A 16,177-nucleotide genomic window follows, 5' to 3' on the forward strand; every position below is an offset into this window, starting at 1 on the left:
CCACCTCCGGCGATTCTCCAGGCGTCACGCTCTGCGCTGGTGTGTGAGCTCGAAACAAGTCGGGCGAGCCTGGGCGCCCAGTCAATATACCTCGAGCATCCTCTTCCGCTCGAGCGCGGCATAGAGGTCGAACGTCTCCCAGTCCACGTTCCATCGTCGGGTTTTCGCGATCAGACGGTCTACGGTTGCCGGTACAGTCACCGCCCCCACGTATCGGGCGCATATCGCCTCCCGAACGGATCGCGCGACAAACGGGCAGGTGAGCACATTCAGGTTGAGAAGCGAAAGCTCTCCATCGATAAGCGAGCGCTCCTGCATCCGGAGGATCCATGCTTCGCACGCCCGGCGTAGCTTCGGGTAAGCCTTCGATCGCTTCATGTGTAGGAGCAGGCTGAACAGCAGCAGTACGGTCATCGTCGAGGGCTCACGGAAGTCGCTCCCTGATCTTGTGAATCCGCAGAGGTCTGCGAGTTCGTCTTCGCGGATCGAGTAGTTCGAGCCCAAGTCTGAGACGCAGTCGATGAATGTCGCTGTCACCGCATCTGGGTTCATCGGCCCCTTGGACCGCCTAAGTTGCTGCATCAGCTCGTCCCGAACGCGCATCTCGACTCGCTCACGATCGTGCGCAGGCACGCCTTCCGAACGCGCGTAGCGGAGCAACGTACTGCAAACTCGGGCCACCTTGACCGCGGGGCTCATGCGCGGAGCGCCCGAGTAGACGAAGAAGACAAAGTCCGTGAGCGCGAGAAGAGCCGAGGTAAGCGCGCGATGGTGCCTCGATAGTTGTTGGCCATTGAGTTCAACACTGTCGAGGACTTCTCTTGACCTACGCAGGAGCTTCTCGAACGAGCGCTCAACGCGTGCTAACGCGTAGTTTGCTAGCTCAAAGTGGCTGACGCCGGTGTCCAACAGGATCGCCTTGTACTCCACGATCAAATCGCCTGCATCGACATAGGGACGGCTCACGGCGATACCGGCGTCCTCTCGATCACGTAGCTTCGTCGCCTGCCGTATGAGCTGGCGAACTCGCTTCTTGGCGACCGTCAGCGGTGACAGCCACGGCGTGAACTCCCCTTCCTCCTTCGACGCATTCAGGTGCAGCTTGTACTTGCGCAGGCCCCTAGACAACGCGTCGACTACAAAAGGACGCCTGCTTTCGTCCGCGAGGAAGATGAAGTAGTCATCGACGTAGCGCAGGACCTCGTAGTCTTCGCCGAACTTCATTCCCAGTTGGTCAAGCTGATCTGCAAGCTCGAGATCTACCGCCTGGAGAATGATCTCCGCGAACAGTCGGGATACTTCCGAGCCGATCGTGATGCCGCTCGTCTCGCTGTGGTTGAGCCGTTGCATAAGCTTGTCGAACGCGCCGCCGAACGTGCGATCGAGATCCGATCGCAGATTGGCCTTCACAACATCGTGGCCGTGAGCCGCCCACGCAATCGAATGGGTGTAGATACTGTCGAAACACTTCGCTACATCGACCTTGACGAGATACCCGAACCTGCGCTCACAGGATCGATACTCAGCGGAGTCGTAGAATTTGTAGACGTTCGAGTATCGCTGGTATGTAAAGTATGAGCGCAACCATTCGTACTCGTGGTCATCGTGTTCGATACTGTCGTATGCTCGCCGTTGAAAGGCGAAGAGCGAATCCCTCACGACAACGTATGGCGCGACTCGCGCCGGCCGCCTCAACGAGAAGCGGCTTTTGGATGTGTGGTAGAGGATGAGATCCTCGAACCTTTCGTAGAAGTCCGCAACGTCCAACTGCGCCATAGGGTGCGGCACAGTCAGCGTGCGGTAGTCGTTCTTCCGGTGGCGCACCGTGTATTGAAAGGGGATCGTGGGCACGGCTCCCCGATCTGCGGGAAGGTTGAGAGCAGCGCGCCTTCCGGGAGTGCTACCTGCGGGGAACGAGACACGCCGGCCGAGTATGACCCCGAGTATCACTTCTGTTGTGTCGTCAAGCTGCTTCGCATGCACAGTCTTCGCACCGAGACACACATCGGCATCGCGAAGAAAATCGTAGAGGCCACGGTTGCTGAACGATGGCGGGAGTTCATAGGGCAGGACGTCGCTCAGTACAACCCGCGCGGGGTGCTTCCGAAGAGACTGCCGACGCTTAGGCACGCCATGCCCCCTTCAATCGTGTCATGCGTTGCATTGACCAGCGATGGATCGTTCGTCGACTGAACCCATCAGTGAATGACAAGGCCGCGATCTTCTGATCGAGGCCAGGTGGCAACGAAGACCGCGAGGCTCGATCGTGAAGATGGCGGTCCAACGCCGCGAGCGACTGCAGATCGGTTAGGTGCGGATTTGAGAAGTAAATCCCAACTAACGCGTTCCGCTTATTGTGGGATAAGCGAGTGTTCGCCGTCAGGAAGCGAAGCCTATCGAGGAGCAGGCTTCGTCGTCCGTGGTTGGCAGGATCCGCGCGGTCCCACGCGGAGAAAGCCCTATCGATGCGAGCTCTGATGGTCTTGTAACGGTCACGCGTGAGCCTTACCACAGTGCCCTTCTTGCTCCGATACTCGATCTCGTAGCCAAGGAACTCAATTTTCCCGAGCGAGTTGTTGACGAGTTCTCGATGCAGAGTCTTCGCTGTGTTCAGGGCCAGATCGAGCCGTTGGAGCTCGGTTTCAATCTCCGCGACCACGGCGCTCGGTGCTATCGCGCCCTTCCGTTCCTCCGCGCGCACCAAGACGATGTCGTCGACGTAGCGCGCGAAATAAAGTGTGCCGCGAGTATCCCGCAGAGCGCGATCAGCTTGAGCGATGTACGACTCGGCTAGCTTCGCGCTCAGACCCACACCTGCGGGGAGGCCGCGCGCCTTCCCGGTGAGGGCCTCCATCTCGGTGAGCAACCTGTCGATCAGTCGCAGGCACGATGGGCTTAGCGCTGTCGTGTCTAGATGAGAACGAAGTCGTCGGTGGTCGATGCTGTCGTAGAAGTCCTTCACATCAGCCCGGACGATAATCTTCGGCAAGTTGTTATCAAGCGTGCGGATCAGCCCCGCGACGATCGATTGGCGTCCTCGCGGACGGCTCAGCAACGTCGATCCGACGACGCGTTGAAGGTGCTTGTCCGCGAAGAACGCCTCCGGGGTAGCCGCGATCGAGTAGGTCTGACGCTTCCCACCAACTACTTGGCCGCGGGCCAAACCCCACACGAACTCGTCGGACTCGACGCTTCTGATGAGTGCCTCGCTAGTTGCAGCAATCGATGTTTCCAGCAATTCCTCGGCAGCCTGGCGGTCCGCATGCGCAACGGATTCCGGCGCCAGCTCAGATGGACCGATGTAAGGCACCGTCCGCTTGCGCGCTGCCCGAGCGCGATGGCGCGAGTCGCGCGCCACATCATAGGCGCGGCGAACGTCAGGGTAGAGACTGAGGAGATCGCGTCCACGCCGCGCTTCCAAGTCCCAGATCCTGCGCAAGTTCTTCGGCGAGAAGCTCTGATCCAATCCCAACCCTCCTCTCGTGAGCCTACCGACCGTTGATGCCGCGTCCGCAACCGGCGCCGACAGCGGACAAAGTCGAGACCGCCGGCCGGGGCGCCGCTTCGACACGCCGTCCGTCCGCCAGGTTCGTGAGACTCCGCCAACTTCTTGAGACGCTCCGCCACTTTTTTGAGATTCCGCCACTTTCGTGAAATCGGTGTCCGACGACAGTGATTCTGTAGTGCGTGCCAGTGATCTTGTGACCAAGATCGGCGGATTGTCGGTCAATCGGCGTCATACCGACACGCGCTGAGGCTGGCCCAGTGCCATTGATCCTGTAGTTCGCAGTCGCAAGGGGCGGCTCCTGATGCCGGGGCGGGCCGCCCCGGACACTCCCAGATCGCACCGACGTGGCAGCAGATGATCGAGGACGACGTCATCACCCGAGCGGCTCGCGACACCGTGGCGAACGGCTATCAGCACATCGGCATAGCCGAAGGCTGCGGCGACGAACGTGGCGTTGGCAACAGCGACATGGCTCATGAGGAACTGTTCGTGACAACGAGGCTGCGGCGGACTTCAAGACCCACGACGAAGCGAAGGCGGAAGGACACAGGACCGCTCGGCCCCTCGGTGGAGACCGAGCGGTCACCGATCGTTGGGAAGGTGGCGAAGGTGCCCCATGGCCTCGTCGAAGAGATCTGCGACGTGGTCGTCGAACAGCACGTAGTGGATGTGCCGTCCCTCACGATCGCCGCGGACCACGCTGAGATTCCGGAGAAGCCGTAGGTGGTTGGAGAGCGTCGTCTGTCCGATGCCGAGCTGCGCGCCGAGGTCGGTCACCGTGCTGGGCCGGATGCGCAGCGCGCTCAGGATGCGGAGTCGGACCGGTGACGCCAGTGCCCGCATGATCTCAGCCAGCCGCTCGGCATCCCCCGCTGACAGCGGAGCAGATGCCGATTCTGCCGAGTCGGTCATAGTTGACATCCTCCCCTATGAGCACGATTATCATTCACATATATCAACATATCATGTTCTTGTGATGTATTGTCGAAGCATGACCAGCTCGACTGCCACGAACTCGCACGACACCACAGAGGAACATGCACACGGCTCCGCCCGGTGGGAGTTGTGGTTCGCCATCGCCGCGGGAATCACCTACGCCGCGGGCATGATCGCAGAGTATGCGGTCGGCTTGCCGCTCATGGGTCTGCCCTTGGTCCTGTTCATCGCCACCTACTTCTTCGGAGGCTTCTTCACCGTGCGCACGGCGGTCTCGTCGACGCTGCGGGGCAAGTTCGAGGTCGACTTCCTCATGATCGTCGCCGCGATCGGCGCCGCGCTGATCGGGAAGTGGGCGGAGGGCGCGGTGCTGCTGTTCCTCTTCAGCCTCGGCCATTCCCTCGAGGAATACGCGATGAGCCGCGCCAGCAAGTCGATCGAAGCGCTGGCCGAACTCGCGCCACGGAGTGCCCTGGTGCGCCGCGGAGACGACGATCCCGTCGAGGTTCCCGTGGAGCAGATCGCGGTGGGTGATGTCGTGGTGGTGCGCCCGAACTCGAGGATCCCGTCGGACGGGTTCGTGATCGCCGGGATCTCGGCGGTCGATCAGTCGGCGGTCACCGGTGAGTCGATGCCCATCGAGAAGGAGCCGGTCGCGGATCGCGAGCGGGCGATGCGCACCGTGGATACCCTTCCGGCCGCGAATCGCGTGTTCGCCGGCACGGTGAACGGCTCCGGAGTGCTCGAGGTCGTGGTGTCGGCGACGGCCGCGGACTCGACGCTGAGCAAGGTCGTCGAGCTGGTCCGCACGGCCGACCAGGCTGCGTCACCGACGCAGCAGTTCATCAACCGTTTCCAGCGGTGGTACGTGCCCGCGGTGATCCTCGGCGTGGCCGCCACCCTGATGGTCGCGATGTCCGTGTTCTCGCAGCCGTTCACGGATGCCTTCTATCTCGCAATGACTGTCCTCGTGGCCGCGAGCCCGTGCGCACTGGCCATCGCGACGCCGGCGGCCGTTCTCGCTGGAGTCGCCCGAGCGGCCCGCGCCGGCGTGCTGGTCAAGGGCGGTGCTCCGCTGGAGACCCTGGGGCGCGTCAGGGCGATGGCCTTCGACAAGACCGGCACCCTCACCTGGGGCAACCCGCAGGTGACGTCGGTCACTCCCGTGGACGGCGTGGACGGCAGCCTCCTCGTCCCCATCCTGGTCGGCGTGGAGTCTCTCAGCGATCACCCGCTCGCAGCAGCGATCGTCCGTGACCTCGCAGGTCAGGTGTCCGAGGCGGAGCGCGTCGAGGCGTCGGACCTCAACGCCGTCGTCGGCCGCGGTGTACGCGCCACGGTCGACGGAGAGATCGTCGAGGTCGGTAACCTGCGGATGTTCGACGAGCAGGGCCTCGCCCTTCCCTCGTCAGTCGAGAACGCTTACACGGAGGCGCGCGACTCCGGCCAGACGCTGATGATCGTCCGACACGGTGATCGGTTCCTGGGGGTCGTCGGCGTGATGGACACCTCTCGCGCCGAGTCCGCGCAGGTACTCCGCGTGTTGCGAAGCGCGAACGTCGGCCAGCTCGTGATGATCTCCGGCGACAACCAGCGCGTCGCGGATGCCGTCGGCCGCGAGGTCGGCGTCGACACCGCAATCGGTGAGCTGCTGCCGGAGGACAAGGTTGCGCACATCACTCGTCTTGCCGAGACGCATCGCCCCATCGCGATGGTCGGGGACGGCGTGAACGACGCGCCCGCGATGGCTCGCGCGGACATCGGCATCGCGATGGGGGCTGCCGGTTCCACCGTCGCACTGGAGACCTGTGACATCGCTCTCATGAGCGACGACCTGGGACGCGTCCCGTTCGCCGTGCGTCTGAGCCGCGCGACCAGCCGGATCATCCGTCAGAACCTCATCGCGAGTCTCGCGATCGTCGTCCTCCTGGTGATCGCCACCTTCATCGGGCTGAACATCGGTGCCGTGGTGCTCATCCACGAGGGCTCGACACTCATCGTCGTGGCCAACGCTCTTCGCCTCCTGGGCTTCGAGCGTGGCAAGGAGCACGCTGGCATCGACCACGAAGACCGCCCCTCGCGTTGATCCTCATGGAACGAGTCAAGACGTGATCGATGCCGGGTCGAGTAGCTGACAGAATGCTCATGGAGATCGGATGGTGGATGGGCGCACTGGCGTTGCCCACTGCTCTCCTGGTGATCATCTTTCTCATCGCAATAGGAGCTCCCCAACGGCCGGAGGAGGAAGAATCACCTTCTCTCGCCGAGGAGTGGCACGACGTGGGATACCGATTTCGAAAGATCGGCGCGTGGGTGCGTAGCCGCTGGCGAGGAAACTCTAAGTAGACCACTTGCGTTACTCGCAAACCGTCAAGAGCTACGTGCTCGCCCTCTCACCGCCGCAGCAGGTCTACTCAACAGAAGACGCACTGTCCTGTCCGTATTGACATCACGCAATCTCGCTCCCCCGCCGCTGCGCGGCAGCAGAGAACTGTCCCGGGCTGCTCATCGTGGGCACCGGTGAGGCCCTCACTCTGGCGCGACGCATCTGTATCAGCGCTGTGGGGACGTCTCGCGAGTATCCGCGGTAGGGTCTCCGCGGCTCAGACGCTGCCGAAGAACTTCTTCATCCGTGGCACGCGTCGGATCAGCACTTGATCGAGTGCGAGGATGACGATGAGGGACAGGCCGAACAAGGGCAGGAAGATGCCGAGGCCGAGCATGATGATCACGAGGAGCCAGTTTCCCCAGACGGGCAGTTTCGCGCGGGGTGCGGCCATGCCGGATGCGGTGCCGCGCCGGTTCCACCACATGATGGGTGCGGAGACGCACATGAACATCACGGCGAGGCAGAACAGGGTGGACAGGATCGTGTTGACCAGGCCGAGGCGGCGTCCCTCGTGGACGGCGATGCCCTGTGAGACGACCTGCGCGGTGATGCTGTAGTCGTCGTACCCGTAGGTGCCGACGATCTCTCCGCTGTACTGATCGATGTGGATGGTGCGTTCGAGGCTCACCTCGGATTCGGCGGGGTTGCCGTTGTCGTTCCACTGGCTGGACATGACGCTGAACACACCGGTGTCGCCGTCGGGGTAGATGATCGAGTACGGCTCGGGGGCTCCCTCGGCCTGTGCCGCGGCGACGGCGTCGTCGATGGAGATCGGTGTCGTGCCGGCGCTCGTGCTGGTGCCGGTGGGCCCGTTGCCGATGGCCCAGCCCGCTTCGGCGTTGGTGCCGCTGGTGTCCTCGATGAGCTGATCGATCGTGGATTCGGCGCCGGGGTCTTCTCCCCAGAGCGAGACGCCGTTGCCGGATGCGACCTGCTGTGCGACTGAGCCCCATACTCCGGTCCAGGGCAGGCCGGAGACGACGAGCATCAGGATGCCCAGGCCCACGGGCAGGCCGACGATCGCATGCCATCCGCGCAGCCGCGCACCCTTGGCGCCTTTCGCCTGTGCGGCTTTGCGGGGCCGGCGGCCGAGGAAGAAGATGATGAAGCCCGTGATGGTGAGCACGATCGCCCAGCTGCCGCCGAGCTCGACGATACGATCCCCGATGCCTTCCTCGCCGATCAGCAGGTCGCCGTGGATGCGTTCCGCCCAGTCGGAGATCAACTGGTCCGCGGTGAGTTCCCCGGTCACCGTTGTCGTGTACGGGTCGACGTAGACGTTCGCGTTGACCCCGTCCGCGCGTTCGGTGACGAACACCGTCGCCCGGTCGCCGGTGTGGTCGATGACGGAGAGGATGGGCCTGTCGGGGAACGCGTCACGGACGGCGTCTTCCTGCGTGGACAGCGCCTGCCTCTCTGCTCCCTCCGGCGCCGTCACTGTGAGGACTCCCGGGTGGGTGAGGGCGTCGACTTCGGCGCGGAACATGTAGGTCATGCCGGTCACTGCGAGGACGAACAGAACCGGGATGACGATCAGGGAGCCGTAGAAGTGCCAGCGCCAGAACGCGCCGTACCAGTTCGTCTTGCGTCGTCGCGGTGCCGGCGCAGCATGGGGCGACGTGCCGGCGGTGTCGGTCTGGACAGCGGTCATCGGGAAGCCTCTCGGAACAGCAAACGAATTATCTCTACATATTGTAGTAGTAAGATGGTGGTGTGATCGCATCGCCCTGGGACCTCATCCTCACCGTCGTCTTCTTCGCCACCGGCCTCATCTGCCTCGGCGACCTCATCGCACGGCGCATCCGCCGCCCCGCGCGCACGGAGGATCTGGCGGACGAGGAGCTGATCGACATCAACCACGCGGTGATGAGCGCCGCGATGATCCTCATGACCTGGGTGACAGTGCTGGACGCGGTGACCTGGGCGCAGATCGCCCTGTTCGCGATCTTCGCCCTCGCCCTACTGCCCGCGCTGGCCCGCGCCCACGGGTTCCCGCATCGCGTGGAGCTGGTCGGGCATGTCGTGCTGAACGCGGCGATGATCTGGATGCTCGCCGCGATGCCGCTCCTGATGGCCGGGATGGACATGGGCGGCGACGGAGGGTCCGCGCACGCCGGACACCACGGCGGCGGTGACGAGATGGGGCTGATGGCAACTCCCGTCTGGGCCGACGTCGTCAACACGGCATTCATCGTCGCCTGTACCCTGGGGGCCGCGTGGTGGCTGTACCGTGCGGCCGTGGCACGGGGTCATCGGATGCACGCCCTGTGTCACGCGCTGATGGCCGCGGGCATGGGGGCGATGCTCTGGCTGATGAACCTCTGACCTCTCGCCGCACGATCCTCTCCGTCACACGTCCAGTTCGAGCACGGCGCTGAGGGACCGGGAGCAGCACACGTTGATATGGGAGTTACGAGCGTGCTCCTCGGGGCTCTGCGTCTCGTCGCGATGGTCCGGGATGCCGGAGATGACACGGGTCACGCAGGAGCCGCAATAGCCCTGTCCGCACGAGCGATAGGTCTCATACCCGTGACGCTCCAGCACGTCCGCGATCGACTCATCAGGCGCGACGGTCATCTCCTCGCCGGTGGATGCAGCGACGACCGCGAATGGCGCGGAACCGTCCGGCTCGGGTGGCGCCGTGGGTACGAAGCGCTCGCTGCGAACCTGCTCCGGCCCCCAACCCGCATCGCTCGCACGCTCGCGCGCGAGCGCCACGAAAGCCTCCGGCCCGCAGACGTACACCGCCCCGCCTTCGACGGGCTGGTGAAGGAGCCTGGGAGCAGAGGTGCGGAACGAGTCGCCCCGGCTGCTGTCGTGCACAAGCACGCGGTCCCGGTAGGCCGCGGATTCGAGGTGCTCGCGCAGAGGAAGGGCATTCGGGGAGCGCGTGTAAGCGTGGAACTCGAAATCGGCGCCAGTCCGGTGAAGATGGGCGGCCATCGACACCAGCGGAGTCACGCCCACACCCGCCGACAAAAGAAGGACGCCCCCATCCGGCTGCCTGAGCGGAAACGTGTTGCGCGGGGAGGAGATCGTTAGAGTGTCGCCCTCGCGGACGCGATCATGGACCGCGATGGAACCCCCACGCCCATCCTCCTCACGCTGCACGCAGATCGTATAGGCACCATCGTTTCGACCGACATCGACGAGCGAATACTGCCGGATGAGCCCGGGAGCGATGTGCAGATCGATATGGGCACCCGCCTCGAACGAGTCCAGGGCCGCACCCTCGGCGTCCCGCAACTCCAGCAGCACAGCACGGTCGGACACAGGTTCCTTCCTGACCACTCGGACACGTCGCCGCGGCGAGGACACGGAAGCCGGCAGCGGGGACGTGGCGGGCTTCTTTGCCACGGAGCGACGAGATCGGAAGAGGGATAGGGCCACGCGCAAGATCCTCGCTGTCGATGCGAAACAGAACACCGCGAGTCTACGACATCATGTAGATTTACTCGTGGGTAGACTGAGCGTCGGAGGTGCCAGATGGCAGGTGAGCGGACGCGGGAGCGCGGGGAGCTTGAGGGCGAGGTCATGCGCATCCTCTGGGAGGCATCCGAACCGTTGAGCGCCCGCGACATCCAGGCAGTGTTCACCGGTCACGTCCCGGCATACACGACATTGATGACCGCTCTCGAACGGCTGCAGAAGAAGGGCGATGTCGTCCGGTCTGGAGACTCCCCGCGCAAAGTCCGCTTCCATGCGGCACGAAGCGGCGACGAGCATGTCGGCCGGTCCATGATGACCGCCCTGGACGGCGCCGGCGACCGGCAGGCTGCGCTGTTGCAGTTCGCCGGCAACCTCGCCGAGGAAGACCTCGATCTGCTTCGCAGCGCGATCACCGGCAAGCCCTCCCGCAAGCGTAGGTGATCCATTGATCGCCACCGGCTCCTTCCTCGCCGCAGCAGCGCTGATCCTCCTGCTCGCGCCCCTCGTGCTGACCGCCGGACGCTGGCAGGTGCGCCACCCGCGCACCGCACTGTCCCTGTGGTTCAGTGCCCTCTTCGCCGGGATCGGGTGCGCGGTCGCCTCCGCCACGACAGCGCTGATGTGCTGCGTCGAGGTCGGAGAGACACACGCGCCTGCGGAGGGCCTGCTCTTGACCATCGCGGGCTGGTTGAGCCTGGGAGTGCTCGCCGCCGTGATCGCCTTCGTCTCCGCGACCGCGGAGCCGCTCGCCGACTCATGGCGGGAAGCCGTCGGGCGCTTCGCGCCGGTCGCCGTATCCCGCGAGGACTCGAATGGGGTCACCCTCGTGTGGTTCGAATCCGAAGAGCCCGCTGCATGTGCCGTCCCGTCCGGCGAACCGGAGATCTACCTCTCCACGGCCCTCAAGGAACTGCTCAGCGACCCGCAGTTGCGGGCGGTGATCGAACACGAGCGCGCCCATCTGCGTCAGCATCATGGGTGGGCTGTGCGGATCGCTGAGATCAATTCCCTTTGCCTCCCTCGCCGGTTCCCGGCCGGTCGCGCCTTGAAGCGGGCCACGTTGTTGCTGATCGAGCTCATCGCAGACGATGCCGCCGCCCGTCGCGCCGGTGCCGTCCATCTCGCGAACGCCCTGGCGACGATGGGGCGCACCACAGGCGATCCCGGGCTCGAGCTTCGCGCGGACCGGCTCACCCTCCGACGCTGGAAGACGCCACGCCGCCGACACGACACGGCACTCGCACACGCCTGACCTGTCCTCTCAGCCACTCTCATCTACGACACGATGTAGAGTTAAGGGAGTGGTCCGGCGTTAAGAGGAGTGGTCATGGCCGAGTTCGAGTTCTGGGTGAATGGAATGACCTGCGAGCACTGCGAGCGCGCAGTCACCGCTGAACTCTCCGCCCTTCCCGGTATCGTCGATGTTCGGGTCGACGCCGCCTCAGGCCGTGTCCAGCTGGGCCATGCAGTGGCCGTTGATCTGAACGCGGTGGAGTCGGCCGTCGAGGACGCCGGCTACACGGTGCGGTCCTGGCCCCAAGCCACGAATGCCTGACACCGACACCGCCACTCCCGTAGCAGCATCCGCGACCGCTGCGGACCCCCGCGCCCGCAGACCCTTGATCGCGTCGGCCGCGCTCCTGATCGGCGCGGCCGTCGTTGTACTGATCTTCTTCCCGGTTCTCGTGGCGGTTGCTCTCGGGGAGGAACCGTATGAGCGGATCTTCGTCGGGTATCCCGGGGTCGATGTGGCTGTGGTTACCACGATCCTGCTCTCCGTCGCGCAGCTCGCCACGCTGATCACCAGCGGCGCGCTCGTGCATCTGCTGTTCTTGCGCGATGTCCCGGGCCGCGGGGCGCGATATCTCTCAGAGGGATTCGAGATCTCGGTGCTGCGTGTCTCCTCTGGTGCATGGTCTGTGTGCGCCGGCGCGCTGATTGTCTTCGAGGCTCTCGATGCCAACGGCACCCCGCTCGTGCGGCTGACCGTCGCTCGGGCTTTGCCGTTCTTGTGGGAAGCGAGCGACGCGCCGAAGGCCTGGACGGTCAGTTTCCTGGCGGCTTTGATCGTCTTTTTCGCCTCCTTCTTCGCAGAACGGTGGACCGGGCTCCTCATCCCGTTGTGGGCGACTGCGATCGCTGTGCTCGCTCCCGTCGTCACCGGGCAAGTGCTCGTCGGGCCCGATCATGACTTCGGCAGCGATGCCGCCATCTTCCAAACCCTCGGCGTGAACGCTTTCTTCGGAGCGATCCTGGTCGCCGTCTTGCGTGTCCTTTCCGGACGGCTTGTCCCCCCCGCGACCCTGCGGCGACTGTTCCAGATCGGTACCGTCGCACTCCCGATTATTGTGGGCACAGACATCATCATCGGGGTGTTCAAGCTCGCCGGCGGCCCCATCACCGCCTCGCTGACCGGGTGGCTGATCCTCGCCGGCTTTGCCTGCCTGATCGTCTTCGCGGTGACATTCGTTGCCGCCGTGGTTCTCGCCCAGCGAGGACGGCTACGCGCGGGGAACCTGACCGTATTGCTTTCCCTGGGCGCTGTGACGGTGGCGGGGTGGACAGGGGTCGGCGTGGCGATGACGCGACAGCCTCCGCCGCAGTACTTCGTACCGACGAGCATCGAGCAGGTGTTCATGGGCTTCGAGGTCCCTGACACTCCGACACTCGATGTGTTGTTCGGCCAGTGGCGTCCGAACCTGCTGTTCCTCGGCATCGCCGTAGCTGCGGTCACCGTCTACCTGATCGCGGTGCGCACGCTCCGCCGTCGGGGCGACCGGTGGCCTCTCGGTCGGACGGCCGCGTGGATCGGCGGGTGGACCGTCGTGGTCGTCGCCACCAGTTCCGGGTTCGGGAAGTACTCAGCCCCGGACTTCGGGGTGCACATGATCGTGCACATGTCGCTGAACATGCTCGCCCCCGGGCTCCTCGTCCTCGGCGGCGTGATCACTCTGCTGCTGCGCGCGACCCGCTCGGACCGGAACAAGCCCGCAGGCCTGCACGACTGGATCACGTGGGTGCTGCACTGGCGGGTCCTGCAGTTCCTCTACAACCCCCTGATCGTGTTCGTCGTCTTCATCGGCTCCTACTACGGCCTGTACCTCACCGGCATCTTCGGCGACTACATGCGGTTCCACTGGGCGCACCAGCTCATGAACCTGCACTTCCTCATCGTCGGCTACCTGTACTACAGCCTCATCATCGGCGTCGACCGGCCCCCACGGCCGCTGCCGCACATCGGCAAGCTCGGCTACGTGCTGGCGGCAATGCCGTTCCACGCGTTCTTCGGCGTGATCCTGATGACCAGCCCCGACATCATCGCCGAGGACTTCTACTTGCGCCTTGGCCTACCCTGGGCTGACCTGCAGGCCCAGCAGTACCTCGGCGGCGGAGTCGCCTGGGCGGGCGGGGAGATCCCGCTGATGATCGTCATCGTCGCGCTCGGCATCCAATGGAGCAGACAGGACGCGCGGGATGCGCGCCGTAAGGACCGGCACATCGACACCGGGCGCGACGACGAATACGACGCCTACAACCAGATGCTCCAACGCCTCGCTGACCGCGACGCGAGTCGCCCCGGTCCCCGACCGACCGTCCGAGAGGACACCCACTCATGACGACCACGGACACCACCACACCGGCAACTCTCACCCCGGTGGAGCTCGACATCTCTGGGATGACATGCGCCGCCTGTGCAGGACGCGTTGAACGCGCACTGAACAAGCTCGACGGGGTGACAGCGAGCGTCAACTACGCCACCGAACGCGCCATCGTCACGGGTCTCCCGGACAACGAGGTGGCGACGGCTATCCGGCAGGTCGAGAACGCCGGCTACGGCGCCCACCTGCGCGACGCCAGCGACGACGCCTGGTCCGCGCGCGCCACCGAGGTACGGATCTCCTCCCTGCGCCGCCGCCTCGCCGTCTCCGCGCTGCTCACCGTGCCGCTGATGGACATTACCATCGTCCTCGCCCTCGTCCCCGGGTGGCGGTTCCCCGGCTGGGAGTGGGTCTGCGTGCTGATGGCGCTGCCGATCGTGACCTGGGCGGCCTGGCCGTTCCACCGGGCAACGCTCCGCAACCTCCGCCACGGCGCGGTCAGCATGGACACCCTCGTCTCCCTCGGCATCGCCGCCTCCTTCGGGTGGGCGATCCTGACCCTGCTGCTCGGCTTCGGCACCACGGAAGCCGCCGGCTACTGGCTCGGATTCGGCGTCACCCCCGCAGGCGCCGACTCCATCTACCTCGACGTCGCCGCCGGCATGACGACATTCCAGCTCGCCGGCCGCTACTTCGAAACACGTTCCCGCCGCAAAGCCGGAGACGTGCTCGGAGCCCTCAACGCCCTCGCCGCCACTCACGTCCGGGTCGTCCGCGACGGCATCGAGGCGATCGAGCCCGCCACGGCGCTGCGGATCGGCGACACTTTCGTCGTCCTCCCCGGAGAGACCATCCCCGCCGACGGCACCGTCCGAGCGGGCACGGCCGCGGTCGACGCGAGCATGATGACCGGAGAACCAGTCCCCGTTCCCGTCGGTCCGGGAGCATCCGTGACCGGAGGCACGATCAGCACCGACGGGCGCCTGGAAGTGACCACCACGTCGGTCGGCGCGAACACCCAGCTCGCCCAGATGGCGGCCCTCACCGAGCAGGCCCAAGCCCGCAAAGCCCGCGTGCAGAACCTCGTCGACCGCATCGTCACCTGGTTCGTCCCCGCCGTCATCACCCTCGCGATCATCGTCACCGTCGCCTGGACGCTCACCGGAACCCCGTTCGCGCAGGCATTCGGCATCGGAATCAGCGTCCTCATCATCGCCTGCCCCTGCGCCCTTGGGCTCGCGACCCCCACCGCGCTCATGGTCGGCATCGGCAGGGCCGCGACCCTCGGCATCCTCATCAAAGGCCACGACGCCCTCGAAGCCTCCGGCACCATCACCACCGTCATCCTCGACAAGACCGGAACCCTCACCACCGGCCGCATGACCGTCGAAACTGCGACACCCTACGGCGTCGAAGAACATGAGCTGTGGCGATTGGCCGCATCCGTCGAACAAGGATCAGAACACGCCATCGCCCGTGCCATCCAGGAAGCCGCCCGCGCCCACATCACCGACCTACACTCCCTGGAAGATTTCACCGCGCTCCCCGGTCTCGGCGCCACCGCCCGCATCGCCGGCAGCACCCTCCTCATCGGCAACGCCGACCTGCTCCGCGAGCACGACATCGACCTCACCCCCGCAGCCGCCGCGCTCGCAGGCGCCCACGAGAAGGGGCACACCGTCGCCCTCGTCGCCCGCGATGGGAACCTGATCGGCCTGCTCGCCCTCGCCGACACCATCAAACCCGGCGCCGCCGACGCCATCAGCGCTCTCCACGCCCAGAACCTCACCACCGTGCTCCTCACCGGAGACAGCCCCGCCGCCGGCGCCCGCATCGCCGCCGAGCTCGGCATCGAACGTGTCCATGCCGGTGTCGCGCCCGCCCAGAAGGCGGACGTGGTCCGCGAACTCCAGGTCGCGGGAGAGAAGGTCGCGATGGTCGGCGACGGCGTCAACGACGCCGTCGCCCTCGCCACCGCCGACCTCGGCCTCGCGCTCGTCTCCGGCACCGACATCGCCCTCAAAGCCGCCGACATCATCCTCGTCCGCGACGACCTCCACGTCATCCCCGACGCCATCGCCATCTCCCGCAAGACCCTGCGCACGATCCGCACCAACCTCGGCTGGGCATTCGGATACAACATCGCCGCCATCCCCATCGCCGCCGCAGGACTGCTCAACCCCCTCATCGCTGCCGCGGCGATGTCCCTCTCGTCCGTCCTCGTCGTCTACAACAGTCTCCGAATCCAGCGCGTCCGCAGCACCCGATAGCCGATCTGAAAGAAGACGCGATGACCGTCGCTCCGGCTCGTCCGAG

12 protein-coding genes are annotated in these 16,177 nt (G+C 65.1%); 7 read left to right on the plus strand and 5 right to left on the minus strand.

What is annotated here, in order from left to right:
* Nucleotides 1-81 precede the first annotated feature (81 nt).
* The 3 genes from drt3b to PGB26_RS01790 form a co-directional block, all read right to left on the minus strand.
* On the minus strand, nt 82-2,130 hold the full coding sequence (drt3b, locus tag PGB26_RS01780) for an antiviral reverse transcriptase Drt3b (RefSeq protein ID WP_271638592.1): 2,049 nt from the start codon (nt 2,128-2,130) through the stop codon (nt 82-84).
* Nucleotides 2,123-3,466 (minus strand): antiviral reverse transcriptase Drt3a, encoded by a 1,344-nt coding sequence (drt3a, locus tag PGB26_RS01785; RefSeq protein ID WP_271638593.1) that lies wholly within the window; start codon nt 3,464-3,466, stop codon nt 2,123-2,125. Before drt3a ends, drt3b begins: the two co-directional genes overlap by 8 nt.
* A gap of 624 nt (nt 3,467-4,090) precedes the next feature.
* Nucleotides 4,091-4,420: an ArsR/SmtB family transcription factor gene (locus PGB26_RS01790; RefSeq protein WP_271638594.1), complete on the minus strand. Its 330-nt coding sequence runs from the start codon at nt 4,418-4,420 to the stop codon at nt 4,091-4,093.
* 79 nt (nt 4,421-4,499) lie between these two features.
* On the opposite strand from PGB26_RS01790, the gene PGB26_RS01795 reads away from it, so the two are divergent.
* Complete coding sequence (locus PGB26_RS01795; RefSeq protein WP_271638595.1) at nt 4,500-6,530, plus strand: heavy metal translocating P-type ATPase; 2,031 nt, start codon at nt 4,500-4,502, stop codon at nt 6,528-6,530.
* A 517-nt stretch (nt 6,531-7,047) separates the two neighbouring features.
* On the opposite strand, the gene PGB26_RS01800 is transcribed toward PGB26_RS01795, so the two are convergent.
* Nucleotides 7,048-8,484: a PepSY-associated TM helix domain-containing protein gene (locus tag PGB26_RS01800; protein WP_271638596.1), complete on the minus strand. Its 1,437-nt coding sequence runs from the start codon at nt 8,482-8,484 to the stop codon at nt 7,048-7,050.
* A gap of 62 nt (nt 8,485-8,546) precedes the next feature.
* Here PGB26_RS01800 and PGB26_RS01805 point away from each other — a divergent pair, with 62 nt between their 5' ends.
* A complete protein-coding gene (locus PGB26_RS01805) occupies nt 8,547-9,158 on the plus strand; it encodes a DUF5134 domain-containing protein (protein ID WP_271638597.1) in 612 nt (203 codons plus the stop codon).
* A gap of 24 nt (nt 9,159-9,182) precedes the next feature.
* Here the strand turns inward: PGB26_RS01805 and PGB26_RS01810 are convergent, their stop codons facing one another.
* The gene (locus PGB26_RS01810) at nt 9,183-10,106 is read right to left on the minus strand and encodes a PDR/VanB family oxidoreductase (RefSeq protein ID WP_271638598.1); all 924 of its coding nucleotides are present in this window, start codon (nt 10,104-10,106) and stop codon (nt 9,183-9,185) included.
* Nucleotides 10,107-10,367: 261 nt separating this feature from the next.
* Here PGB26_RS01810 and PGB26_RS01815 point away from each other — a divergent pair, with 261 nt between their 5' ends.
* The 5 genes from PGB26_RS01815 (at nt 10,368) to PGB26_RS01835 (ending at nt 16,131) form a co-directional block, all read left to right on the plus strand.
* The gene (locus PGB26_RS01815) at nt 10,368-10,703 is read left to right on the plus strand and encodes a BlaI/MecI/CopY family transcriptional regulator (protein WP_247962548.1); all 336 of its coding nucleotides are present in this window, start codon (nt 10,368-10,370) and stop codon (nt 10,701-10,703) included.
* Nucleotides 10,704-10,707: 4 nt separating this feature from the next.
* Nucleotides 10,708-11,514 (plus strand): M56 family metallopeptidase, encoded by an 807-nt coding sequence (locus PGB26_RS01820; protein ID WP_271638599.1) that lies wholly within the window; start codon nt 10,708-10,710, stop codon nt 11,512-11,514.
* A gap of 75 nt (nt 11,515-11,589) precedes the next feature.
* Nucleotides 11,590-11,817 carry a heavy-metal-associated domain-containing protein gene (locus PGB26_RS01825; protein WP_271638600.1) on the plus strand — a complete coding sequence of 76 codons (228 nt, stop codon included), beginning with the start codon at nt 11,590-11,592 and terminating at the stop codon, nt 11,815-11,817.
* The gene (locus tag PGB26_RS01830; protein WP_271638601.1) at nt 11,810-13,879 is read left to right on the plus strand and encodes a cytochrome c oxidase assembly protein; all 2,070 of its coding nucleotides are present in this window, start codon (nt 11,810-11,812) and stop codon (nt 13,877-13,879) included. The genes PGB26_RS01825 and PGB26_RS01830 overlap by 8 nt, the downstream gene beginning before the upstream one ends.
* Entirely contained in the window at nt 13,876-16,131 is a 2,256-nt protein-coding gene (locus tag PGB26_RS01835) for a heavy metal translocating P-type ATPase (protein ID WP_271638602.1), read from the plus strand. Before PGB26_RS01830 ends, PGB26_RS01835 begins: the two co-directional genes overlap by 4 nt.
* The last annotated feature ends 46 nt before the right edge of the window (nt 16,132-16,177 follow it).

It is taken from the genome of Microbacterium sp. nov. GSS16, assembly GCF_028198145.1.
Lineage (GTDB): Bacteria > Actinomycetota > Actinomycetes > Actinomycetales > Microbacteriaceae > Microbacterium.

Excerpts from the sequence above, each read along its gene's own strand:
- PGB26_RS01790 (WP_271638594.1), bottom strand. The coding sequence starts at position 4,420 with ATGACCGACTCGGCAGAATCGGCATCTGCTCCGCTGTCAGCGGGGGAT.
- PGB26_RS01795 (WP_271638595.1), top strand. The coding sequence starts at position 4,500 with ATGACCAGCTCGACTGCCACGAACTCGCACGACACCACAGAGGAACAT.
- PGB26_RS01800 (WP_271638596.1), bottom strand. The coding sequence starts at position 8,484 with ATGACCGCTGTCCAGACCGACACCGCCGGCACGTCGCCCCATGCTGCG.
- PGB26_RS01815 (WP_247962548.1), top strand. The coding sequence starts at position 10,368 with ATGCGCATCCTCTGGGAGGCATCCGAACCGTTGAGCGCCCGCGACATC.
- PGB26_RS01825 (WP_271638600.1), top strand. The coding sequence starts at position 11,590 with ATGGCCGAGTTCGAGTTCTGGGTGAATGGAATGACCTGCGAGCACTGC.
- PGB26_RS01830 (WP_271638601.1), top strand. The coding sequence starts at position 11,810 with ATGCCTGACACCGACACCGCCACTCCCGTAGCAGCATCCGCGACCGCT.
- PGB26_RS01835 (WP_271638602.1), top strand. The coding sequence starts at position 13,876 with ATGACGACCACGGACACCACCACACCGGCAACTCTCACCCCGGTGGAG.